General features: G+C 59.8%; 22 protein-coding genes. 12 read left to right on the top strand and 10 right to left on the bottom strand.

The window, feature by feature from the left end:
- Window positions 1-41 precede the first annotated feature (41 nt).
- Window positions 42-1832, top strand: a complete 1791-nt coding sequence (locus tag HB633_RS14485; RefSeq protein WP_213778770.1) for an acyl-CoA dehydrogenase — start codon at window positions 42-44, stop codon at window positions 1830-1832.
- 75 nt (window positions 1833-1907) lie between these two features.
- Here the strand turns inward: HB633_RS14485 and HB633_RS14490 are convergent, their stop codons facing one another.
- Window positions 1908-3200 carry a D-amino acid dehydrogenase gene (locus HB633_RS14490; RefSeq protein WP_213778771.1) on the bottom strand — a complete coding sequence of 431 codons (1293 nt, stop codon included), beginning with the start codon at window positions 3198-3200 and terminating at the stop codon, window positions 1908-1910.
- A gap of 132 nt (window positions 3201-3332) precedes the next feature.
- Here HB633_RS14490 and HB633_RS14495 point away from each other — a divergent pair, with 132 nt between their 5' ends.
- Together HB633_RS14495 and HB633_RS14500 are read left to right on the top strand one after the other, a co-directional pair.
- Entirely contained in the window at window positions 3333-3821 is a 489-nt protein-coding gene (locus tag HB633_RS14495; RefSeq protein ID WP_213778772.1) for an Lrp/AsnC ligand binding domain-containing protein, read from the top strand.
- 63 nt (window positions 3822-3884) lie between these two features.
- On the top strand, window positions 3885-5021 hold the full coding sequence (locus tag HB633_RS14500) for a PA0069 family radical SAM protein (protein WP_213778773.1): 1137 nt from the start codon (window positions 3885-3887) through the stop codon (window positions 5019-5021).
- Window positions 5022-5052: 31 nt separating this feature from the next.
- Here HB633_RS14500 and HB633_RS14505 read toward each other — a convergent pair whose 3' ends face one another.
- Entirely contained in the window at window positions 5053-5547 is a 495-nt protein-coding gene (locus HB633_RS14505; RefSeq protein ID WP_213778774.1) for an NINE protein, read from the bottom strand.
- Window positions 5548-5929: 382 nt separating this feature from the next.
- Here HB633_RS14505 and rpsP point away from each other — a divergent pair, with 382 nt between their 5' ends.
- From rpsP to HB633_RS14535, 6 genes are all read left to right on the top strand, one after another.
- Entirely contained in the window at window positions 5930-6184 is a 255-nt protein-coding gene (gene rpsP, locus HB633_RS14510) for a 30S ribosomal protein S16 (protein ID WP_047844837.1), read from the top strand.
- A gap of 79 nt (window positions 6185-6263) precedes the next feature.
- On the top strand, window positions 6264-6971 hold the full coding sequence (rimM, locus tag HB633_RS14515) for a ribosome maturation factor RimM (protein ID WP_213778775.1): 708 nt from the start codon (window positions 6264-6266) through the stop codon (window positions 6969-6971).
- A 33-nt stretch (window positions 6972-7004) separates the two neighbouring features.
- Window positions 7005-7775 (top strand): tRNA (guanosine(37)-N1)-methyltransferase TrmD, encoded by a 771-nt coding sequence (gene trmD, locus HB633_RS14520; protein ID WP_213778776.1) that lies wholly within the window; start codon window positions 7005-7007, stop codon window positions 7773-7775.
- A gap of 138 nt (window positions 7776-7913) precedes the next feature.
- A complete protein-coding gene (gene rplS / locus HB633_RS14525) occupies window positions 7914-8300 on the top strand; it encodes a 50S ribosomal protein L19 (protein ID WP_056354506.1) in 387 nt (128 codons plus the stop codon).
- 128 nt (window positions 8301-8428) lie between these two features.
- Window positions 8429-9130 (top strand): CoA pyrophosphatase, encoded by a 702-nt coding sequence (locus tag HB633_RS14530; protein WP_346730315.1) that lies wholly within the window; start codon window positions 8429-8431, stop codon window positions 9128-9130.
- 114 nt (window positions 9131-9244) lie between these two features.
- Window positions 9245-10183 (top strand): CobD/CbiB family protein, encoded by a 939-nt coding sequence (locus HB633_RS14535; protein ID WP_213778777.1) that lies wholly within the window; start codon window positions 9245-9247, stop codon window positions 10181-10183.
- Window positions 10184-10486: 303 nt separating this feature from the next.
- On the opposite strand, the gene HB633_RS14540 is transcribed toward HB633_RS14535, so the two are convergent.
- The 3 genes from HB633_RS14540 to HB633_RS14550 are packed head-to-tail and all read right to left on the bottom strand — an operon-like array spanning window position 10487 to window position 13014.
- Window positions 10487-10813 carry a DUF2007 domain-containing protein gene (locus tag HB633_RS14540; RefSeq protein WP_213778778.1) on the bottom strand — a complete coding sequence of 109 codons (327 nt, stop codon included), beginning with the start codon at window positions 10811-10813 and terminating at the stop codon, window positions 10487-10489.
- A 9-nt stretch (window positions 10814-10822) separates the two neighbouring features.
- Window positions 10823-11749: a ribosome small subunit-dependent GTPase A gene (gene rsgA / locus HB633_RS14545; RefSeq protein WP_213778779.1), complete on the bottom strand. Its 927-nt coding sequence runs from the start codon at window positions 11747-11749 to the stop codon at window positions 10823-10825.
- Window positions 11746-13014 carry a M48 family metallopeptidase gene (locus HB633_RS14550; protein WP_213778780.1) on the bottom strand — a complete coding sequence of 423 codons (1269 nt, stop codon included), beginning with the start codon at window positions 13012-13014 and terminating at the stop codon, window positions 11746-11748. Before HB633_RS14550 ends, rsgA begins: the two co-directional genes overlap by 4 nt.
- Before the next feature lie 185 nt (window positions 13015-13199).
- Here HB633_RS14550 and orn point away from each other — a divergent pair, with 185 nt between their 5' ends.
- Complete coding sequence (gene orn / locus HB633_RS14555; RefSeq protein ID WP_213778781.1) at window positions 13200-13820, top strand: oligoribonuclease; 621 nt, start codon at window positions 13200-13202, stop codon at window positions 13818-13820.
- Window positions 13821-13840: 20 nt separating this feature from the next.
- Here orn and mog read toward each other — a convergent pair whose 3' ends face one another.
- Window positions 13841-14461, bottom strand: coding sequence for a molybdopterin adenylyltransferase (gene mog / locus HB633_RS14560; RefSeq protein ID WP_213778782.1), 621 nt, complete (start codon window positions 14459-14461; stop codon window positions 13841-13843).
- Complete coding sequence (yjgA, locus tag HB633_RS14565) at window positions 14445-15089, bottom strand: ribosome biogenesis factor YjgA (RefSeq protein ID WP_213778783.1); 645 nt, start codon at window positions 15087-15089, stop codon at window positions 14445-14447. The genes mog and yjgA overlap by 17 nt, the downstream gene beginning before the upstream one ends.
- A gap of 188 nt (window positions 15090-15277) precedes the next feature.
- Between yjgA and pmbA the strand changes: the two genes are divergently transcribed.
- Window positions 15278-16648, top strand: a complete 1371-nt coding sequence (gene pmbA / locus HB633_RS14570; RefSeq protein WP_213779078.1) for a metalloprotease PmbA — start codon at window positions 15278-15280, stop codon at window positions 16646-16648.
- Window positions 16649-16712: 64 nt separating this feature from the next.
- Here pmbA and HB633_RS14575 read toward each other — a convergent pair whose 3' ends face one another.
- From HB633_RS14575 to HB633_RS14585, 3 genes are all read right to left on the bottom strand, one after another.
- Window positions 16713-17213 (bottom strand): dihydrofolate reductase, encoded by a 501-nt coding sequence (locus tag HB633_RS14575; protein ID WP_213778784.1) that lies wholly within the window; start codon window positions 17211-17213, stop codon window positions 16713-16715.
- A gap of 45 nt (window positions 17214-17258) precedes the next feature.
- Window positions 17259-18659 carry a sigma-54 dependent transcriptional regulator gene (locus tag HB633_RS14580; protein WP_346730320.1) on the bottom strand — a complete coding sequence of 467 codons (1401 nt, stop codon included), beginning with the start codon at window positions 18657-18659 and terminating at the stop codon, window positions 17259-17261.
- Between the two features lie 216 nt (window positions 18660-18875).
- A complete protein-coding gene (locus tag HB633_RS14585) occupies window positions 18876-19421 on the bottom strand; it encodes a hypothetical protein (RefSeq protein WP_213778786.1) in 546 nt (181 codons plus the stop codon).
- Window positions 19422-19937: 516 nt separating this feature from the next.
- On the opposite strand from HB633_RS14585, the gene HB633_RS14590 reads away from it, so the two are divergent.
- On the top strand, window positions 19938-21314 hold the full coding sequence (locus HB633_RS14590) for a sigma-54 dependent transcriptional regulator (protein WP_213778787.1): 1377 nt from the start codon (window positions 19938-19940) through the stop codon (window positions 21312-21314).
- Window positions 21315-21511 lie beyond the last annotated feature (197 nt).

The following is a 21511-nucleotide window of genomic DNA, read 5'->3' on the forward strand; positions in this document are numbered from 1 at the left end:
GCATGTGCGCCCCTTTTCACATCTAGTGGGGGAGACAAGACATGAGCTATCACGCGCCCGTCAAGGACATGTTGTTCGTGATGAAAGAACTTGCGGACATTGAAGGCATCGCGGCGTTGCCGGGTTTCGAGGACGCGAACCTCGACACCGCGCGCGCCGTGCTCGAAGAAGCCGCGCGATTCAACGGCGAAGTGGTCGCACCGCTGAACGTTGAAGGCGACAAGAATCCGAGCGCGTGGAAAGACGGCGAAGTGATCACCACGCCGGGTTTCAAGGAAGCGTTCAAACGATTTGGCGAAGGCGGCTGGCAAGGCGTGCTGCATCCTGTCGAATACGATGGACAGGGCCTGCCGAAACTCATCGCCACGCCGTGTATCGAAATGTTGAATGCGGCGAATCTCTCGTTTGCGTTGTGTCCGCTGCTGACCGATGGCGCCATCGAAGCGTTGCTCACCGCCGGCACCGACGAACAAAAGCAGCTTTACGTGCCGAAGCTGATTTCAGGCGAGTGGACCGGCACGATGAACCTCACCGAGCCGCAAGCCGGCTCCGATCTCGCGCTCGTGCGAACACGCGCCGTGCCGCAAGGCGACGGTACGTTCAAGCTCTTCGGCACGAAGATCTTCATCACGTACGGCGAGCACGACATGGCAAAGAACATCGCGCATCTTGTGCTGGCGCGCACGCCCGGTGCGCCCGATGGCGTGAAGGGCATCTCGCTGTTCATCGTTCCCAAGTTCCTCACCGATAAATCCGGCGCGCTCGGCGAACGCAACGACGTGCATTGCGTATCGATTGAACACAAGCTCGGGATCAAGGCGAGCCCGACCGCCGTGCTGCAATTCGGCGATCACGGCGGCGCGGCAGGCGAGTTGATCGGCGAGGAAAATCGCGGGCTCGAATACATGTTCATCATGATGAACGCGGCCCGCTTCGCGGTCGGGCTGCAGGGCGTGGCGGTTTCAGAGCGGGCTTATCAAAAAGCGGTCGCGTTCGCGAAGGATCGCGTGCAAAGCCGGCCCGTCGATGGCTCGGCCAAGCAGCCGGTATCGATCATTCATCACCCGGACGTACGGCGCATGCTTCTGACCATGCGCTCGCTGACCGAGGCTTCGCGCGCGCTCGCCTACGTGGCGGCGGCGCATTGCGACCTCGCGCATCATCATCCCGATGAAACCGAGCGCGCAAATCATCAGGCTATCTACGAGTTTCTCGTGCCGATCGTGAAAGGGTGGAGCACGGAGCTTTCCATCGATGTCACGAGCCTCGGCGTGCAGGTTCATGGGGGCATGGGGTTCATCGAGGAAACGGGCGCGGCGCAGCATTATCGCGATGCACGCATTCTTTCCATCTACGAAGGCACGACTGCGATCCAGGCCAATGATCTGATCGGGCGGAAGACTGTGCGCGACGGCGGTGCGACAGCGCTGGCAATCCTGGCGCAGATGGATCAGACCATCGCGCTATTGGCCGATCGCGACGGACAGGCGTTCACGTCGATGCATCGTCATTTGAGCGCCGGAAGTCTTGCGTTGGCGCGGGTAATCGAGTTCATGGTCGCGAAGGTGAAAAGCGACCCGAACGCGGTGTTTGCCGGCAGCGTGCCTTATCTGAAGCTCGCGGGAATTGTGCTTGGCGGATGGCAGATGGCGCGGGCGCTGCTGGTGGCATCGGAAAAGCACGCTGAAGACGAAGCGTTTTATGGCGCGAAGATCGCCACCGCGCAGTTCTTCGCCGAGCATGTCTTGTCGCAGGCGCCGGGCATCGAGGCATCGATTGTCAGCGGCAACGGGCAAGAAGGATATCTCGCGATGACCGAAGCGCAGTTCTGATTCGCTGGGTCTGGTGCAAATGAAAAGGCTGTCCCTTTGCGGGGACAGCCTTTTTCGTCGTAGCCGCGTTCTAGCTTATGCCCGTGCGTATGCCGGCCTGCCGCTCGCGCGCGCTTCGCCCAAATACCGGTGCACCGACAAATCGTCCGACTGGATGGCCGGCTGCTTGCCCGACATCAGGTCCGCCAGCAACTGGCCGGAACCGCATGACATGGTCCAGCCAAGCGTGCCGTGCCCGGTGTTCAGGTAGAGATTCGATATTGGCGTGCGGCCGACGATTGGCGTGCCGTCCGGCGTCATGGGACGCAGACCCGTCCAGAACGATGCCTTCGCCGTATCGCCACCGCCGGGGAACAGGTCGTTCACGCACATTTCGAGCGTTTCGCGGCGCGCCTGGCGCAGGGATTTATCGAAGCCGACGATCTCCGCCATTCCGCCAACACGAATCCGGTCATCGAAACGGGTGATCGCGATCTTGTAGGTTTCGTCGAGCACGGTCGAAACGGGCGCCGCGCCTTCATTCACGACGGGCGCCGTCAGCGAATAGCCCTTCAGCGGATAAACCGGAATTTTGACGAGATCGCCAAGCAGTTTCGTGGAATACGAACCCAGTGCGACCACGTACGAATCGCCGCGAATCAGCTCGCCGCCACACTGCACGCCGGCGATGCGACCGCCGCTGACCGTGAGCGCATCAATCGGCGTGTTGTAGCGAAATTTCACGCCGAGCGCTTCGGCCATGGCGGCCAGACGCGTGGTGAATTTCTGGCAATCGCCGGTTTCATCGTTGGGCAGACGCAAACCACCCGTCAGCTTCTGCGATACCGCTGCAAGAGCTGGCTCGGCCTTGTGCAGATCGGCGGGCATGAGCAGTTCGAAGGGCACGTTCGCATCGCGCAAAACGGCGATATCTTTCGCGGCGCCGTCGAGTTGCTGCTGGGTGCGGAACAGTTGCAGCGTGCCTCCGGTACGGCCTTCATATTGAATGCCCGTGTCCGCGCGCAGCGCCTGCAGACAATCGCGGCTGTACTCTGCCAAGCGAACCATGCGGCCCTTGTTGACCGAATAACGGTCTTGCGTGCAGTTCTGCAGCATCTGCCACATCCATTTCAATTGAAACGATGTTCCGTCCAGACGGATGGCAAGCGGCGCGTGTTTTTCGAACATCCATTTCACTGCTTTGAGCGGCACACCGGGAGCCGCCCACGGCGACGCGTACCCCGGCGAGATCTGCCCCGCGTTTGCGAAGCTTGTCTCGAGCGCTGGTCCGGCTTCGCGATCGATGACCGTAACGTCATGTCCCGCACGGGCCAGGTAATACGCGCTGGTTACGCCGACAACACCGCTTCCCAAAATTACGACTTGCATGTCTTGCTCCGTGCAAAGTGACATTCCGCCGGTCATGCTTCTTGAGTAGCGGGTTGTGTAGTGGTATCGACTATAGTATTGAGAGTGCGGTAGTTTTTGTTATTGTATTTATCTACTTTTCAGTGGAATCGAATGAGAACTCAGCGAAATTCGGTGCGGGAGCTGGACAAGATCGATCGCCGGATTCTCCGGATCCTTCAACAGGATGGCCGTATCGCCATGAAGGAGCTTGCGGAGCAGGTCGGGCTGTCGGTGACGCCGTGCATCGAGCGCGTCAAGCGCATGGAGCGCGACGAAGTGATTTCCGGCTACTACGCGCGCGTGAACCCGCATCAGCTCGGTGCTTCGTTATTGGTGTTCGTCGAAATCACGCTCGATCACAAGAGCGGCAACATGTTCGAACAGTTTCGACGCGAAGTGCAGCGCATTCCCGAGGTTCTGGAATGCCACCTGGTTTCCGGTGATTTCGACTATCTGATCAAGGCACGCATTGGTGAAATGGCCGATTACCGGAAACTTCTCGGCGATATCCTGCTGCAACTTCCCGGCGCGGTGCAGTCGAAAAGCTACGTGGTCATGGAGGAGATCAAGGAGAGCCTGGCCATTGCCGTAGAGGGGTGAATCCGCTTGCGAACGGAGAGATTTACTGTATATTTGTACAGTATTTTCTATCGTGCGTCGATCATGGCCTTGCCTGACTCCGAATATCCCGTTGCTCCGCCCGCGCCACTCAAAGGCAGAGGCGCGGTCAAGAACATTCAGGGCCGATATGAGAAGGACGAGCGCGAACGTGTCGACGACGGCTGGACGCACACAGATCAGGATGGCGAAGAAGAAGGAGTGCCAGCGCTGCGCACCCAGGTGTTCGAGGAACACGCCAAGAGCATTCTCACGCGCAACTCGTCACCCGATATTCCGTTCGGGGTATCGCTGAATCCTTACCGGGGGTGTGAGCACGGTTGCATCTATTGCTTCGCCCGTCCCACGCACAGTTATCTAGGTTTGTCGCCCGGACTCGATTTCGAGAGCCGCATCTATGCGAAGGTCAACGCCGGAGAGTTGCTCGAGCGCGAACTGGACAAACCGTCGTACCAGCCGGAGCCCATCGCGCTCGGGGTCAACACGGACGCGTACCAGCCTGTCGAGCGGAACCTGCGAATCACGAGGCGCGTAACGGAAATCCTCAGCGAGCGCGGACATCCGTTTGCCGCGATCACGAAGTCATCGCTGATCGAGCGGGATATCGACTTGCTGGCGCCAATGGCGCACAAAGGTCAGGTGATGGTCGCGGTGACTATCACCACGCTCGACGCCGAAATCGCCCGGACGCTCGAACCGCGCGCCGCGACGCCGGCCAGGCGACTGCGCACCATTCGTACCTTAGTCGACGCAGGCATTCCAGTTGGTGTCAGCGTCGCTCCCATGATCCCGTTTGTCACCGAACCCGACATGGAGCGCGTGCTCGAAGCATGCGCAGAAGCCGGTGCCACGAGCGCGAGCTATATTGTCTTGAGGCTGCCGTGGGAAGTCGCGCCGTTGTTCAAGGATTGGCTCGCGGCGCATTTTCCCGATCGGGCCGACCGTGTGATGGGACGTGTGCGCGATATGCGCGGCGGCAAGGATTACGACTCGGATTTTTCAAAGCGGATGAAAGGCGAGGGTCTATGGGCTGACATGCTCAAGCAGCGCTTTCATCATGCGGCGCGACGGTTTGGGCTCAACCAGCGGCATCGCGGCATTCTGGATATGTCGGCGTTTCGGCGCGAGGGGAAGGCGCCGAAGCGGTCTGCAGTGGAAAGCCCGCAGATGAAGCTGTTTTGAAGGGCCTGGCGCAGAACCCCTCCCGGGTACATTACTGCGACAACTCTTTGGCCGCCTGAACCTGACCTTCGAAGTAGGTCTGGAAGGTGAGTGCGAGACCTGCCATCAACATGAACGCGCCAAACAGCAGGGAAAAAATCACGACGAAGATCACGGTCCAACCCGAGTCGCTGTGTTGTCCCGTTTGCGGATTGAACTGGGCGTCCCATTTTTCATCGGGCCGCAGCCCGTACACGATCGCCGATAAAAACGCCGCCAGCAGCGAAGCGGCGCCCGGCACGACGAGCATCCAACCGAGGACTGACGCGCGTTCGGTCGCGGCGAGCAACATGTAACCTACGATGCCGAGCAGAAGCCCCACAATGTGCGCCCAGCCGAATTTGTCGCGCAAACCATACAGATAGAAGCGATGCGCGCCAATGCTGCCGAAGAAGAAGGCAAGCGCGGCAGTCAGCGTTTTCGACCGAAAACGCCCGTGCGGCGCCGGATTTGAAGGGTGCGTAACGGTGGACGACGGGTTGTTCATCGGGAAGCTGAATGAAAAGCGTTAATGACGGGTCGACGCGGACGTTGGCGTGAAACGGCATTCTACGCTTCGGCCGTTGGTCTAGGCGGGCAGTCGCCGTTTGTAGCGGGGCGCGAAGATATGGCAAATGCACATCCGACCGTTTAAGCGCGCGTGGATAAATTTTCGCTACTCGAAATTCCATCCGGCTCAATGAGACAGACCCGGAAGTCTCGAAAAGCCCGGCACACGGTGCTTTACGATTGTTGGCCGCTGGCCGGACGCCGTGCAAAGTGGCCCTTCTCATCTTGATTAATCGATGCAAGTGTTTGTTAAGGCATCGCTTTGCCGCTATAATCGCGTGTTTTGGTAGTTCCGAACCCCGGTTTTCAAGGATTTCAGCATGGTTATCATCCGCTTGGCTCGTGGCGGCTCCAAGAAGCGCCCGTTTTACAACATCGTCGCAACCGATTCGCGTAGCCGCCGTGATGGCCGCTTCATCGAACGCGTGGGTTTCTACAACCCCGTTGCGACCAAAGGCGAAGCACTGCGCATCGCTCAAGACCGCCTGACGTACTGGCAAGACAACGGCGCGCAACTGTCGCCGACGGTTGCACGTCTGGTCAAGCAATCGCAACAAGCTCAGCCGGCTGCTTAAGTGCGGTTGCTGCAGTCAATCGGTCGGGTACTAGTGATCCGGTCGATTTTCGCTGCCGATGTTCGCGGGAGATTGGCTCATGTCGACGCGTGATTCTGCTTCAGACTCAGGTTTGAAAGCCGCACGTGGCGAAAAGCCTGAGCAGAACGATGCCACGTTTGGCGCATTTGTCCGCAAGCCGGCAACGCGCCGCGTGGCTATCGACGCTTTAGACGACTCGGGATCAATCGAGGCCGTTGAAGCTTTGCCCGACGACGCTATCGAAGTCGGCGCCATTGTTGATGCATACGGCCTGAAGGGCTGGGTCAAGATTGCGCCGCACGCGCATGCGGGTCATGGCGGCGACGCAATGCTCGCGGCAAAGCGCTGGTGGCTGGTCAAGGGAAACGAGCGCAAGTCGGTTCGTTGCCTGCAGTCGAAGGTGCATAGCGACACGGTAGTCGCGCATTTTGCCGGCTGCGACGACCGCGATACTGCCTATGCATTGCGCGGTCACAGCATTCACGTGTTGCGCAGCGACTTTCCGAAGCTCACTGGCGAAGATGAATTCTACTGGGTCGATCTGATCGGCCTGGATGTCGTGAATGAAGCGAACGTGGCCTTGGGCCAGATTGCGGGCATGATCGACAACGGCGCGCATTCCATCATGCGCGTGGAATTTCCGACTACCGGCAAGGACGGCTCGCCCACAATCGGCGAGCGGCTCATTCCGTTTGTCGGCGTGTACGTCAAGTCGGTCGATCAGGCGGCGCGCAAGATTGTCGTCGACTGGGATGTCGACTATTGATTCATCGGCATCATCGATCACAAGGAGAGGGCGATGCAGTTTGACGTCGTGACGCTCTTTCCCGAGATGTTTCGCGCGCTGACCGACTGGGGCATTACCAGCCGGGCAGTGAAGCAGGAACGGTTTGGTTTGCGCACGTGGAATCCTCGCGATTTCACCACGGACAATTACCGGACCATCGACGATCGTCCTTATGGCGGCGGCCCAGGCATGGTCATGCTGGCGCGCCCTCTGGAAGACGCGATCTCGGCTGCGAAAGCGGCGCAGGCAGAGCAAGGCATCAGCGGTACGCGTGTGGTGATGATGTCGCCGCAAGGCAAGACGCTGGACCATGAGCGAGTCATGCAAATCGTTCAGGAGCCTGGGCTGATTGTGTTGTGCGGCCGGTATGAAGCGATCGACCAGCGTTTGATCGATCGTGTGGTGGACGAAGAAATCAGTCTTGGTGACTTCGTTTTGTCCGGCGGTGAATTGCCGGCCATGGCACTCATGGACGCGGTCGTGCGCCAGTTGCCCGGCGTGCTGAACGACTCGCAGTCGGCGGTCCAGGATAGTTTTGTGGATGTGCTGCTCGATTGCCCGCACTACACGCGCCCGGAAGAATACGGCGGTGTGCGGGTTCCCGATGTGCTGCTTGGCGGCCATCACAAGGAAATCGAAGCGTGGCGGCGGCGTGAATCGCTTAAGAATACGCAGGAAAAGCGGCCCGATCTCATCGATCGTGCTCGCAGGAATAAAATGTTGAGCCGTGCCGACGAGGTATGGCTTGCGAGTCTCGCCAAGGAAGGGTTGAAGGCGCAGTAGGCTTATCGGCTATGTTTCGAGGCGGGACAAAAGGGCGGCGCCACGCTTGAATCAAGCCGGCGCCAGATGTGAACCCATCCTCTACCGGGGCCACCAACATGGCAAACAACTCCGGCAAGATGGCTCCAGGAGTCAGTAATGAATCTGATTGAGCAACTCGAAAAAGAAGAAATCGCGCGCGCACTCGGCGAGAAGTCGATCCCCGAATTCGCCCCCGGCGATACGGTGATCGTCAGCGTCAACGTGGTTGAAGGTACGCGCAAGCGTGTCCAGGCTTACGAAGGCGTTGTGATCTCGAAGCGCAACCGTGGTTTGAACTCGAATTTCATCGTCCGCAAGATTTCGTCGGGCGAAGGCGTCGAGCGTACGTTCCAGACCTACTCGCCGCTGCTCGCGAGCATTGTCGTGAAGCGTCGTGGTGACGTGCGTCGTGCAAAGCTGTACTACCTGCGCGAACGTTCGGGCAAGTCGGCGCGGATCAAGGAAAAGCTCGTGTCGAAAGACCGTGCTGCTGCAAAGGCGTAATTTTTGCGCTGAACGCTGCACCGGAAAAAGCACCCTCGCGGGTGCTTTTTTCTTTGGTGTGGTCAAATCATGTTTTGCGCCTTCGTTTGCGGCGCCTGAATCAAACTACCCAAGAAGCCAAGTTACACGTGTCTGCCCCCAAGCCGTCGACTCCCCGCATTCTCGAGCCCGAAATCCTGCCGATCGAATCGACCAGCGCAGACTTGCCGCGCGTGCGTGACGAAGTTCTGACGCCCGACGGCATGCGTGCAAGGTTCGCGCAGACGCTCGACTGGACGCCGGACGCGCGCGACGACAAGATCAAGGCGCTTGGGGGCGATCCGCGGGTGGCATCGGTGTTGATTGCGCTGGTTGTACGTGAAGCGGGCTTGAGCGTGTTGCTCACGCAGCGTGCCGATCACTTGTCGAACCATGCCGGGCAGATCAGCTTTCCGGGCGGCCGCCAGGAACCCGAAGATGCCGATGCCGCTGCCACCGCGCTTCGTGAAGCGCAAGAGGAAGTGGGGCTCGAGGCCGAACATGTAGAAGTGCTGGGCGAATTGCCCGACTACCTGACAGGTACTGGATTTCGCGTGACACCGGTGGTCGCGCTCGTGCATCCACCGATCGAGCTTCACGCCGATACCCTCGAAGTCGCTGATATCTTCGAAGTCCCGCTCGCGTTCCTCATGAACCCGGCCAATCATCAAGTGCGTGTGTTTCGCTGGGAAGGCGGCGAACGTCGTTTTTTTGCGATGCCTTTTACACCTGCGGAGAATGCGGCTCCCTATTTCATCTGGGGTGCAACGGCGGGTATGTTACGTAATTTCTATCGCTTCCTCGCCGCGTGACGCGTAATGTGTCGGCACTCGAATGGCGCTTCGTCCGATGTGTCCCTCTGGCAGCATCGGCGCTGTGCTATCTTTACAAGAAATTCGTAAAACTCGAATGTCTCGGCGCATCGCATGACTTTTTTCTCTGTATTACTGGCTCTTATCATTGAGCAGTTGCGCGCGCTCTCGCCGCAGAATCCTATATCGGCGTTGCTTCAGTACCATGCGGAATCCGCAGCTCACGGTTTCGACGCCGGAAAGCAGCGGCATGGCGTACTTGCGTGGCTGATCGTCGTATTGCCATGGACGTTGGCCGTCGGCCTGGTCTATTACGTCCTGTATCACATCAACTTTGCGCTGGCGTTTCTATGGAACGTCGTGATCGTGTACTTCACGCTCGGGTTCCGGCAGTTCAGCCACTATTTCACTGACATCCACCTCGCGCTGAACAACGACGACGTTCCGCGTGCCCGCGAGATTCTCAACGAATGGACCGGTATCGATACGCTCGATATGCCTGTGAGCGAGATTGTCCGGCATACGCTGGTTCACGCAGTGGTGGCGTCGCATCGTCACGTGTTCGGCGTGTTCTTCTGGTTTTTGATTCCTATCGGGCCGGCGGGTGCGGTGTTCTATCGGATCGCTGAATATTTGGCACGTTCGTGGGTTCAGCCGACCGACGAACGCACGCCTGCGTTTTCCACGTTTGCTCAGCGGGCGTTCTTTTTCATCGATTGGGTGCCAGCGCGGTTGACGGCGTTGGGCTTCGCCATTGTGGGGAATTTTGAGGACGCCATTTATGCTTGGCGCAATCATGCGAAGCAGTGGCCCGATGCCAATGAAGGTGTTTTGCTTGCGGCGGGGAGTGGGGCGTTGGGGGCACGTCTGGCGGGGCCTTTGGCCGAACCACTCAGCGTGGAGGCGTTGGCGGTTGGCGATGCAAGCCCGTTGCCAGTCGGCGATGATTGCACGCCACGGACACTTCAGTCTGCAGTTGGGCTTGTTTGGCGCGCTGTGATCTTGTGGATGCTTTTGTTGCTCATGTTGAGCATTGCGGTTTGGTTGGCCTGAGGGTTTTCGCTCGCGCTGTTCCGCGGTGAATTTGCTTTGGCTTTGGTCTGTTAGCGTTGCCCCTGTGCGGGGCGGCACTTCATTTCTTTTTCCAAACGGCGAAAAAGAAACGAAGCAAAGAAAACGCCTCCACACCACCACCACTAAATTGCCGTCTTCGCACAGCCACGTTGGTGGCACGCATCTACTATGCCCCCCGGCAGTCCGCAGCCGTTGAAAAGAACCTTCTCTTCTTTTAACGTTACTTTACACGCTTCGCTTATCAGGTAGTACCGCCTGCATGGTCTCGCCGGGTGCGTTGTTTTATTCGTCGTTCAGCGGGTCTCTCGCCGTTCCGCATTGCCAGCACACCGTAAATTGAGCTTCCAAAGTTTCACCGCATTGATGGCATCGCCATGCCTTTGCGTTCGATGCCGGACCGTTTCTCGCACGATCCAATATGTCCGTGGCTAAAGCCTCGTCGCGGTCGTCGGCTATCCAGATTTCCGGCGCGCATTGATCCGCCGGTATCTCGCCCATCGCGCCACTCAAATAACGGTTGTGCATCTCGCACGCAATCCCCGCCGTCGACAGCACATTTATCCAGTGATGCGCCGTGATCAGGTTCGGAGCCCGCGTCAGTTTCTTCATGCCATGTGTCTATCGGACAATTTGGCTGGCCTCATGCACAAGTTGCGCATACAACTGGTGGCGCGCCGGGCGGATCTTGCCTTCGGCCATGGCCTCCAGGATCGCGCAGCCCGGTTCCTGCAGATGCCGGCAGTTGTAGAAGCGGCATTTGCCAAGAAACGGCCGGAAGTCCGCGAACGCGCGTTCAAGTTGCCCCTCGGACAGGTGATGCAATCCGAATTCCTGGAACCCGGGCGAGTCGATCAACGATCCTCCGCCTGGCAGCGGATACAAGCGCGTGAACGTGGTCGTGTGCCGGCCGCTGTTCAACGCCTTCGAAATTTCCCGCGTCGCCACTTCGGCGTTCGGAATCAGGATATTTACCAGCGTCGACTTGCCCATGCCCGACTGTCCAAGCAGCAGCGTCGAACGGTTGGCAAGGCGGGCATCGAGTTCATCGTGGACGTGCTGGGGCGCCGCTTTCGCCGATAACTCCACGACCGTGTACCCAAGCTCCCGATACAGCGCCAGCCGCTTGCGCGCGACCGCGAGCGGCCCTTCCATGTCGATCTTGTTCAACACGATCAGCGGTTCCAGACCATGCGCCTCGGCTGCGATCAGCGCGCGTCCGAGCAAGTCCTCACTGAAATGCGGCTCGGTACCCAGCACGATCATCAGTTGATCGAGGTTGGCGGCGAAGAGCTTCGATTTGAACTGGTCGGATCGATAAAGCAGATTTCGCCGCTCGCCAATCTCGACAATCACGCCCTGATCCGCCGATGACTGCTCGTATTGCACGATGTCGCCCACCGCTATCTCGCTGCGTTTGCCGCGCGGGAAGCATTGCAGCATGGCGCTGCCGTCGGCCGGAGCGACGAGATAATGCCGCCCGTGAGCGGCAATGACCTTTCCTTCTATGCGCGCGTTCGCCGTTTTCTTTGCGTCGCGCGGCCTCATGCGGCGAATTGCATCAGGCGCTCGATGCGCTGCGATGCAGGCGGATGCGACGCGTAGAACGCGGTGTAGATGGGATCGGGCGTGAGCGTGGACGCGTTGTCTTCGTAGAGCTTGACGAGCGCGTTGACGAGGTCGCGCGGATCGGTCTGGCTCGCCGCGAAGGCGTCGGCTTCGAATTCGTGTTTGCGCGAACTCAAGCTGCCAAGCGGCGTCACGAAGAACATGAAGACCGGCAACGCCAGCATGAACAGCACGAGGGCCAGGCCATTGTTGTTGCCAATCAGCGACGGCCGCACGCCGAGTCCTTCGTAGAACCACACGCATTGCGCAAGCCAGCCAAGTAACGCGAGCATTACGAGGCTAAGCACGAACGTGACAACCAGGCGTTTGATCACATGGCGACGTTTGAAGTGGCCGAGTTCGTGCGCGAGCACTGCCTCGATTTCGCTGCCGGAGAGCCGGGCGAGAAGGGTATCGAAGAAAACGATTCGTTTTGCCGCGCCGAAACCCGTGAAATACGCATTGCCGTGCGCAGAACGGCGGCTGCCGTCCATCACGAACAGGCCTTTCGCGGCAAAGCCCGTGCGTGACATCAGGTTTTCAATGCGCGCGCGCAAGGCTTCGTCTTTCAACGGCTCGAACTTGTTGAAAAGCGGCGCGATGAACGTTGGGTACAGAATCAGCACGAGCATCTGGAACGCGACCAGCAGCACCCACGCCCACAGCCACCACAGCGCGCCAGCCTGGTTCATCAGCCGCAAGGTCACGAACAGCACCGGCAAGCCAATAGCCGCGCCCAGAACCACGCCCTTGATCAGGTCGAGGAAAAAGAGCTTTTTCGTCATCCGGTTGAAGCCGAACTTCTCCTCGATCACGAAGTGCCGGATGTAATCGAACGGCAGGTCGACCACGCTCGTGATCGCCACCACGATAGCCACGAGCGCCATCTGTCCCACGTAACCGCGGCCAAGCCAGTCGGTCACCGCGAGATCGATCTGCTGGATGCCGCCAAGCAGCGTCAACGCGATCAGCAGCGCGGCGCTGACAACGACTTCAACCATGGTCAGGCGCGTGCGCTCGACGGTGTAATCAGCGGCGCGCTGATGGGCGGCGAGCGGGATGGTCTGCAGGAACTGCGGCGGCACGTTTTTGCGGTGCGCCGCGACGTGCCGGATCTGGCGCGAAGCGAGCCACAACTTTGTGCCGACCATGCCGACCAGCGCTACGACAAACACGACCGAGAACGCGAGATTGAAATTGGACATCAGCAAGGATCCGATTGATAACGCGCAATGGAAATCGCGCGATTGAATTATGCGAGAATTATAGGTTCTTGGCCGTCACCGCGCGCATGGCTTATCGAGCGTTAGCCGAACGGCCGGGTCCTGCGACTTCCTGCAAACCTTAAAGCGCCGCTCAAGGCGTCAAACCCATCCAGGTTGCCCTCCCTATGGCCGATCCCGTGCTCGACTCCTCAACTTCCGCAAGCCCGTCCGGCCTCGTTCGCAGCGACATGAACCTCGTCTGGCTCGACATGGAAATGACGGGTCTCGAACCCGATAACGACCGCATTATCGAAATTGCCGTGGTTGTGACGAATTCGACGCTCGACAAGCTCGTCGAAGGGCCGGTGCTCGCCATTCATCAGGACGAAACGGCGCTCGGCAAAATGGACGAGTGGAACCGCAACACGCATGGCCGGTCGGGATTGACGGAACGCGTGCGGGCATCGACGGTAGATGAGGCCGAGGCCACGCGGCAAATCCGCGAATTCCTCGGTCAATATGTGCCGCCGGGCAAATCGCCGATGTGCGGCAATTCGATCTGTCAGGACCGGCGTTTCATGGCCCGGTGGATGCCCGAACTTGAAACGTTCTTCCATTACCGCAACCTCGATGTCAGCACGCTCAAGGAATTGTGCCGCCGCTGGCAGCCGGCGATCTATAAGGGTTTCCAGAAGCGCGCCATGCATACGGCGCTCGCCGATATCCACGAGTCCATCGACGAACTCAAGTATTACCGCGAGCATTTCCTGATTCCGTCGGCAAGCGGCGACGTTGGGGCTGCTTGAGCCTTCATGCGTTTAGGCGATCAGGCCTTTGGCGGCCTGATTGCGCTTTTCGGCCGGAACGCCGTGATCACTTCCGGGCGGGTTTCCATGTACGGTCCGCCGATCAAGTCGATGCAATACGGAATCGCCGCGAAGATGCCCGGCACCTTCGGCTTGCCGTCGGCGTCGCGGAGTCCTTCAAGCGTTTCGCGGATCGATTTCGGCTGGCCCGGCAAGTTCACGATCAACGCCGCGTGATCCGCTGTCTCGCGAATGACCGCGACTTGACGCGACAAAATGGCCGTAGGCACGAAGTTCAGGCTGATCTGGCGCATTTGCTCGCCGAAGCCAGGCATCGGCTTGGTGGCGACAGCTAGTGTGGCTTCAGGCGTTACGTCGCGGCGCGACGGGCCCGTGCCGCCCGTTGTCAGGATGAGGTCGCAGCCGGTTTCATCGACGAGCTGGATGAGCGTGGCCGAGATGGTCGCCGCATCGTCGTGAATCAGGCGCGTTTCGGCGCGCCACGGCGAACTCAGCGCCCCTGCGAGCCATTCCTGCAGCGACGGGATGCCCTTGTCCTCGTACACGCCGTCCGATGCGCGATCACTGATCGATACCAGTCCGATCAGCAATTCGTCCGGATGATTACGCTTTGTAGCCATCGTCGTCGTCTCGTTGCGGGAATTCGACATCGTCGCCGTCTTCCGTTTCGTCGATGCCGTCGTCTTCTTCGTCGGCGCCGGCTGCCGACTTGATCCACTGGAACATTTCGCGGAAATAGCGCGGCGGCTTGCTTTGCTCGCGTTCCTTGCGTGCGTTGCGAATCAGCGTGCGGCCTTCCTGCGGATCGACGCCCGGATGCTGGCGGATGAATTCGGTAAGGGCGGCGTCATCGGCGAGCAGTTTTTCGCGCGTGTGTTCGATCCAGTGCAGCTTGGCCGTTTCAGCGCGATTCACCCCGCGATACGTGTCGAGCGCCGTGCGCAGCGCCGCTGTTTCCTCGTCGGTCAGGGAACGCATCACGCGGCCGACGTATTGCACCTGGCGGCGCTTGCCTTCGTGATCGGTGATTTTCCGGGCATCGCGGACGGCGTCGTCGAGCTTTTCCGGCATGGGCATGCGTTTGAGCGCGTCTTTCGGGAGATCGATCAACGCCACGCCCAGTACTTGCAGCGCGAGCATGTCGCGTTTGAGCTGCGATTTGCTCGGGCGGTCGTAGCCGTGCTCGCTGCCATCCTGTTCGGTGGCAACGGCCGGATTTATGGGTTGCGTGCGGGTTTTACGGTTCATCGCGATATTGTACTTGTTCGAAGGGGGCCGCTGGCGCCTCGCGGCATGGACGAACGAAACCAAACACCCTTGGACTTGCTATGATCTTGCGACACACGGAAGCGGTCATGGCGAGCGCTGCGCCATCGGAAATCCGGCGCGACCGTTCCGAACCCTTCTGCAACTCGAGCATCCACAGGCAGACAAAAATGGCAGCAGACATGGACGTGAGGCAACGCTTTTTCCCGCACACCCAGGACGAGCTGAAAGAAATTGCGTCCGACATCCTGCGGCACGCAAAAGAACTCGGCGGAACCGACGCCGCCACCGAAATCTCCGAAGGCGATGGCCTTTCGGTCAGCGTGCGTCGCGGCGAAGTTGAAACCATCGAGCACAATCGCGACAAGATGGTCGGCGTGACGGTGTTCATCGGCAAGAAGCGGGGGAATGCGAGCACCTCGGACTTCACGGCCGCCGCGCTGAAAGACACCGTGGCCGCCGCATACAACATTGCGCGTTTCACGGCCGAAGACAGCGCCGCCGGACTCGCCGAGGCGGAACTGCTTGAAATGGCGCCGCAGGATCTCGATCTCTATCACCCGTGGGACATCAACGCCGAAGAAGCGGCCGATCTTGCCCGCCGCGCGGAAGATGCAGCGTTCGCCGTCGATAAGCGCATCCAGAACTCGGAAGGCGCAAGCGTCTCGGCGCAACACTCGCAATTTGTCCTGGCAACGTCGCGCGGTTTCATGGGCGGTTATCCGTTCTCGCGGCATTACGTGGCGTGCGCGCCCATTGCGGGATCGGGACGCGACATGCAGCGTGACGACTGGTACACATCGAAGAGAAATGCCGCTGATCTCGCGGATCCGGAAGCCATCGGCCGGTACGCCGCGCATCGTGCGTTGGCGCGGCTGGGCGCGCGCAGCCTCGACACCCGCAAATGCCGCGTGATGTTCGAAGCGCCGCTCGCAGCGGGCATTCTGGGCGCGTTCGTGCAAGCGGTGAGCGGTGGGGCGTTGTACCGTAAAACGACGTTTCTCGTCGATAGCCTCGGCAAGCCGGTTTTTGCGCCGCATGTCCAGGTGGTCGAAGATCCGCACGTGAAGGGCGGCATGGGCAGCGCGCCGTTCGACGAGGAAGGCGTGCGCACGCAGCGTCGTAATGTGGTCGAGGACGGCGTGGTGCAGGGCTATTTCCTCTCCACGTATTCGGCACGCAAGCTCGGCATGAAGACGACGGGCAATGCGGGCGGTTCGCACAACCTCTCGTTGCGCAGTTCGCTGACCAAACCGGGCGATGACTTCGAAGCAATGCTCAAGAAGCTCGGCACGGGCTTGCTGCTGACCGAATTGATGGGGCAGGGCGTGAACTACGTGACGGGCGATTATTCGCGCGGTGCGTCGGGATTCTGGGTGGAGAACGGCAAGATCCAGTACCCGGTCGAGGAAATCACGGTGGCGAGCACGCTGCAGGAGATGTTCCGGCACATCGAGGCAATCGGCGCCGACACGGTCGTGCGTGGGAACAAGGAGATTGGCTCAGTGCTGATCGAAAAGATGACGATCGCCGGGCAGTAAGCGCCGCTTGACGGATCGTATTTGAAAAGCCCGGAACGGTATCTGCCGTTCCGGGCTTTTTGATTTATCCAGGCCGCCGTTCGTATGTCACAAACGAATAGTCGAAGTCATTTGGCGCGGCCGCCCGATGCTTCTCGCGCGAGATTTCCTTCCAGACGGCCGGATCGGGGGCATCGATTGAAATATCGCCTTCGAAATCCGCATCGATTTCGGTAAGCACGAGTTTTTGCGCGAGCTCCCAGCCTTTGCGGAAAAGCTCCGCCCCGCCGATCAGGAACACTTCCTTCGCCTCGTCGCGCGCGGCGACTTCCAGCGCCTCACACAAGCCAGGAACGGTGTCGCAACCATCGAAACGACGCCCGGCGTCACGCGTCACCACAATGTTCCGCCGTCCCGGCAACACGCGTCCGATGGACTCGTGCGTCTTGCGACCCATGACGATCGGCGCGCCCATAGTCGTGCGTTTGAAGAAGGCCAGATCTTCGGGCAGGCGCCAGGGCAATTGGTTGTCGCGTCCGATCACGCCGTTGCGCGCGCGGGCGACGATCAGTGTGAGCGTCGTCATGATGGTGATCCTCTGCCAGCATTGAGATAAATCAAGCCGCAGATTCTACCCGACGTCGCTCCCGCACACGGCCGCCGGCGCGCGCAAACCGTGCGCGACCATCAGCCTGTACAGCGTCACCCGCGAGATGCCAAGCTCGGCTGCCGCTTCGTTCAGCCGGTGCCGATGCCGCAGCAATGTCAGCTCGATCGCCCGTTTCTCGGCGGCGTCGCGGGCGGCAGCGAGTGTCGTCGATTCCATGCCGGTGCAGTGGCCGAGGCCGAGGTCATCGGCGGTAATCAGCTTGTTTTCGGCCATCACGATCGCGCGGCGCACGCGGTTGATCATCTCGCGCACGTTGCCGGTCCAGGCGTAGCTGTACATGGCTTCGATCGCCGAGGGCGCGAAGCCGCGGATCTTGCGTTTGCCGTCGCTCTTGAACTTATGCAGCACGTGCAGCGCGAGAATTTCGATGTCCTTGCCGCGCGAGCGCAGCGGCGGTTCGTCCACACGCAGCACGCACAGCCGGTGAAACAGGTCCGTGCGAAAACGGCCGTCGCGCAGGGCTGCATCGAGGTCGATATGCGTCGCGGAAATCACGCGGACGTCGACTGGAATCGATTCGTGGCCGCCCAACCGGTCGATCCGCCCTTCCTGCAGGAATCGCAGCAAATGAACCTGGTTTTCGAGCGGCAGATCGCCGATTTCGTCGAGGAAAAGCGTGCCGCCGTCGGCCTGTTCGACTCGGCCGATCTTGCGCTGATGCGCGCCGGTGAAAGCACCCCGTTCGTATCCGAACAATTCCGACTGGATCAGGTGATTGCCGATCGCCCCGCAATTGATCGCGACGAATGGCCCTTTGCGGCGCGGCGAGCGTTCATGGATCGCGACCGCGGTCAGTTCCTTGCCTGTGCCCGATTCGCCGGAGATGAACACGTTGGCGTTCGTGTTCGCAACCTTGCGGATGGTGCGAAAGAGGTCCTGCATGGCTTCGCACGTACCGACCATTTGCTCATCGCCAAAAACGGTGGGCGTTTCCGTCAGATCGATATCGCCCAGGCTCACCATGCCGTACGCGTGATCGACCAGGTATCCGATGGTCGCCGGCGCGAACGGCCCTTTCACGAAATCGAAGCAGTAATGCCGGATCATGTGGCAGACGACGGGATCGGCGAGAAGGGTGGTATCGGTGAGCGCGATCCAGCCAATTTGCTGCTGGCGCAGCGCCGGCTCCAGCGCGGTCAGTTCGCGCGCGGAAAAGCCGGTCAAATCGACAATGCCGGCGACCGGGGCGCCGCTTTTCAGCACGCCGGCGTTTGCCGCCAGCGAGCCTGCTGACACCTTCCAGCCACGACCCTTCAGGTATGCAATCAGCGCCTGGTTTGGCGTCTGCGCGATATAGAGCAGGTTGCGAACGGCGGGCGCGAACGGCGGCCCTGAAATAACGGCGTCCGGCAAATCGGGCACACCCGCCACGACGGTCGGTATTGCTCGCGTTGCCAATCTCGGGCCGCGAGCGCGGCTTGTGGGTACGGCGGGGGAGACGGGGGCAGGATCGTGCACGAACGACCTCCTGGGCGAGCGCCAAACGTTGTCGCATTGTCGCGGCCGGCGTAGCGAAAATGTTCGGCCAGTCATCAGACCGCGAATATCATCCCCGCGCCGGAAAGTATGCTGACGCGGCTACTGCGTTGTATGGGCCTCCGTGTCCGCCACATCGTTGGGCGTTGAATGCACGGCTGCATCGGCGGGGACACGGGCCGGCACGGGCGGCGCAATCTCGTCCCACAGCGTCACGCTGGTTGGTGGATGGGGGAAAACCGGCGTCCATCCGTCGGTCACGGTGACCTTTTCGAACGCACTGTCGTCCTGTTCGATAAACGACGCTGCCCTGACGAAATGAATGAGAGCCGGATCGATCCGAACAATTGCCGGATCGTGAATAATAGGGCTGCTCGCTGCGGTTTCGCGCCAATCCATCTTTCCTATAAATTGTTCTTTAAAAATGGCTGGCGGATTAGTCGGAGTCAAAGATGTTTCAATTCCGGACATTGAGGGCACAGAGCCTGTTTCAATCGCGGGAATAATCACGCGGTCCTGATTAAAACCACTTTGCGCGCAAACGTTGCCGCCTGAACTTCCCAGTACAATCCACGCCGTCGCGACGGCGGCAAAGCGGTGCGGAACGGCGTTTTTTCCACATTTGACAGCGCTACTGGTAATTTCCATGGCGGTCTCCGTGATTCGTCCTTATTAGCGAGACCTGTGCCATCGGCCGCATTCGCCCGGCGCAATTCAGCTCTGTGGAAATGCATTCGGCAATGAAGTCAGGAAATCGACGAAAACGTTTCACTGCTGAAACGAAGCGCACTTAAAGGCGATTTTTATGAGAAAACGCGTAAATGATATTGTCTTATTTAATGTATTTACAAACTGCTTTATTAAAACAGACCGTCCGATTGAATCGCATGCTGGCAATGCTTCAGGAACGCGATGGGGGACATTGTTGCGGATATTTGTTTTCGAAGTATTCGCTTTATAGTAGTCTCTCAAAAACAGCAGCAGAAACAAAACAGGTTCGTTTATGAACCGCGCGACAGCACTCGTCGCTTCCGGGGTTTCATCGTTTGCGGTTTTCCGAATGACCGTTCGCTTGGGGCTTGCGAGTCTTCGACGTCTGCAACGTGATCGAGGGCATTTACCGGCGCGACCTTTTCAACGACCGTTGACGAAAGGATCAGAACAATGGAAGTCGCTCGGCGGCAATTAATATATGTGACTCGTGACCCGAGTGCGCCTCTGTGCGCCCGGTTCGAGGAGAGGGGCTGGCACATCGAGGTAGTTTCCAATGCCAAGGATGCTCGCCGCTGGCTTCGCAGCGATCTGGCAACGGGCGGCTTGCTGGATCTATCGAGCAATTTTGAAGCGCATGAACTTGCGGCGCTGGAAGCGTCGCTGACGCTCACCAACGTGGGCTGGGTCGCGGCCACCGTGACGGGCCAACTGGAAGACGCGGCCGTGCGCCGGCTGATTCGCGACTATTGCTTTGACTACGTGACGTTGCCTACATCGAATGATCGCGTGGTGGATGCGGTCGGCCATGCATACGGCATGGTGGCCTTGCACGAAAACGCATCGAACGATGCGCGCGACGGCCGCGCCGAAGGCGAAATGGTCGGTTCGTGCGACGCCATGCTCAGCCTGTTCCGCTCCATCCGCAAGGTTGCGATGACCGACGCACCGGTCTTCATCTCGGGCGAATCCGGCACGGGCAAGGAACTGACGGCAGTCGCCATTCACGAACGTTCGGCCCGGCGCGAACAGCCGTTCGTCGCGATCAATTGCGGCGCGATTCCCGCGCACCTTTTGCAATCGGAATTGTTCGGCTACGAACGCGGTGCGTTCACTGGCGCAAATCAACGCAAGATCGGGCGGGTGGAAGCGGCCAATGGCGGCACGCTTTTCCTCGATGAAATCGGCGATCTGCCGCTCGAAAGCCAGGCCAGCCTGCTGCGCTTCCTGCAGGAGCGCAAGGTCGAGCGGCTCGGCGGACACGGCTCCACGCCTGTCGACGTGCGCATCATCTCGGCCACGCACGTGGACATGCAAACAGCGATGATCGAAGGGCGGTTTCGCGCCGACCTGTATCACCGTCTGTGCGTGCTGCAAATCGATGAACCGCCGCTGCGCGCGCGCGGGAAAGACATCGAATTGCTCGCGAAGCACATGCTCGACCGTTTCAAGAAGGACGCGAGCCGGCGTCTGCGCGGCTTTGCGCCCGATGCCATCGCTGCCATTCACAATTATGGCTGGCCCGGCAACGTGCGTGAGTTGATCAACCGCGTGCGTCGCGCGATCGTGATGTCGGAAGGGCGGCAGATCAGCGCGCGCGATCTTGAGTTGGGCGAGTACGTGGAAGTTGCGCCGGTGTCGCTTGCGCAGGCGCGCGAGGCGGCGGAGCGGCAGGCCATCGAACTTGCGTTGTTGCGTCATCGCGGGCGTCTTGGTGACGCGGCCCAGGAACTCGGCATTTCGCGCGTCACGCTGTACCGCCTTTTGAGCGCGCACGGCATGCGTCACATTGAAGTCGATGCCCCCACGGAACACGTCACGCGCGGCTGATTCCTGACCGCGCCTGACGGTGGTCCGTCGGGTATTCCAGTTCGTCTGAAGTCCTCGTCTGAAGTCCAAATCCGGCGTTCACCCGAATCGCCGCGACTCGTACGGCTTTACCCCCTTAAAGACGTCTTTGCGCCAGACCTTTCGGCCCTTGGTAAAATCGTGGTTTGGTTTTATCGGCGGCTGGATTACTGCTGTTC

The sequence above is a fragment of the Caballeronia sp. dw_276 genome (genome assembly GCF_018449635.1).
GTDB lineage: Bacteria > Pseudomonadota > Gammaproteobacteria > Burkholderiales > Burkholderiaceae > Caballeronia.

Bases quoted from the DNA above. Each gene is read 5' to 3' on its own strand.
- trmD (WP_213778776.1), top strand. From the start codon at position 7,005: ATGCAGTTTGACGTCGTGACGCTCTTTCCCGAGATGTTTCGCGCGCTG.
- HB633_RS14535 (WP_213778777.1), top strand. From the start codon at position 9,245: ATGACTTTTTTCTCTGTATTACTGGCTCTTATCATTGAGCAGTTGCGC.
- HB633_RS14585 (WP_213778786.1), bottom strand. From the start codon at position 19,421: ATGGAAATTACCAGTAGCGCTGTCAAATGTGGAAAAAACGCCGTTCCG.
- orn (WP_213778781.1), top strand. From the start codon at position 13,200: ATGGCCGATCCCGTGCTCGACTCCTCAACTTCCGCAAGCCCGTCCGGC.
- HB633_RS14490 (WP_213778771.1), bottom strand. From the start codon at position 3,200: ATGCAAGTCGTAATTTTGGGAAGCGGTGTTGTCGGCGTAACCAGCGCG.
- rsgA (WP_213778779.1), bottom strand. From the start codon at position 11,749: ATGAGGCCGCGCGACGCAAAGAAAACGGCGAACGCGCGCATAGAAGGA.
- rplS (WP_056354506.1), top strand. From the start codon at position 7,914: ATGAATCTGATTGAGCAACTCGAAAAAGAAGAAATCGCGCGCGCACTC.
- rimM (WP_213778775.1), top strand. From the start codon at position 6,264: ATGTCGACGCGTGATTCTGCTTCAGACTCAGGTTTGAAAGCCGCACGT.
- rpsP (WP_047844837.1), top strand. From the start codon at position 5,930: ATGGTTATCATCCGCTTGGCTCGTGGCGGCTCCAAGAAGCGCCCGTTT.
- HB633_RS14505 (WP_213778774.1), bottom strand. From the start codon at position 5,547: ATGAACAACCCGTCGTCCACCGTTACGCACCCTTCAAATCCGGCGCCG.
- HB633_RS14500 (WP_213778773.1), top strand. From the start codon at position 3,885: ATGGCCTTGCCTGACTCCGAATATCCCGTTGCTCCGCCCGCGCCACTC.
- HB633_RS14575 (WP_213778784.1), bottom strand. From the start codon at position 17,213: ATGACGACGCTCACACTGATCGTCGCCCGCGCGCGCAACGGCGTGATC.
- HB633_RS14540 (WP_213778778.1), bottom strand. From the start codon at position 10,813: ATGAAGAAACTGACGCGGGCTCCGAACCTGATCACGGCGCATCACTGG.
- pmbA (WP_213779078.1), top strand. From the start codon at position 15,278: ATGGCAGCAGACATGGACGTGAGGCAACGCTTTTTCCCGCACACCCAG.
- HB633_RS14550 (WP_213778780.1), bottom strand. From the start codon at position 13,014: ATGTCCAATTTCAATCTCGCGTTCTCGGTCGTGTTTGTCGTAGCGCTG.
- mog (WP_213778782.1), bottom strand. From the start codon at position 14,461: ATGGCTACAAAGCGTAATCATCCGGACGAATTGCTGATCGGACTGGTA.
- HB633_RS14590 (WP_213778787.1), top strand. From the start codon at position 19,938: ATGGAAGTCGCTCGGCGGCAATTAATATATGTGACTCGTGACCCGAGT.
- yjgA (WP_213778783.1), bottom strand. From the start codon at position 15,089: ATGAACCGTAAAACCCGCACGCAACCCATAAATCCGGCCGTTGCCACC.
- HB633_RS14485 (WP_213778770.1), top strand. From the start codon at position 42: ATGAGCTATCACGCGCCCGTCAAGGACATGTTGTTCGTGATGAAAGAA.
- HB633_RS14495 (WP_213778772.1), top strand. From the start codon at position 3,333: ATGAGAACTCAGCGAAATTCGGTGCGGGAGCTGGACAAGATCGATCGC.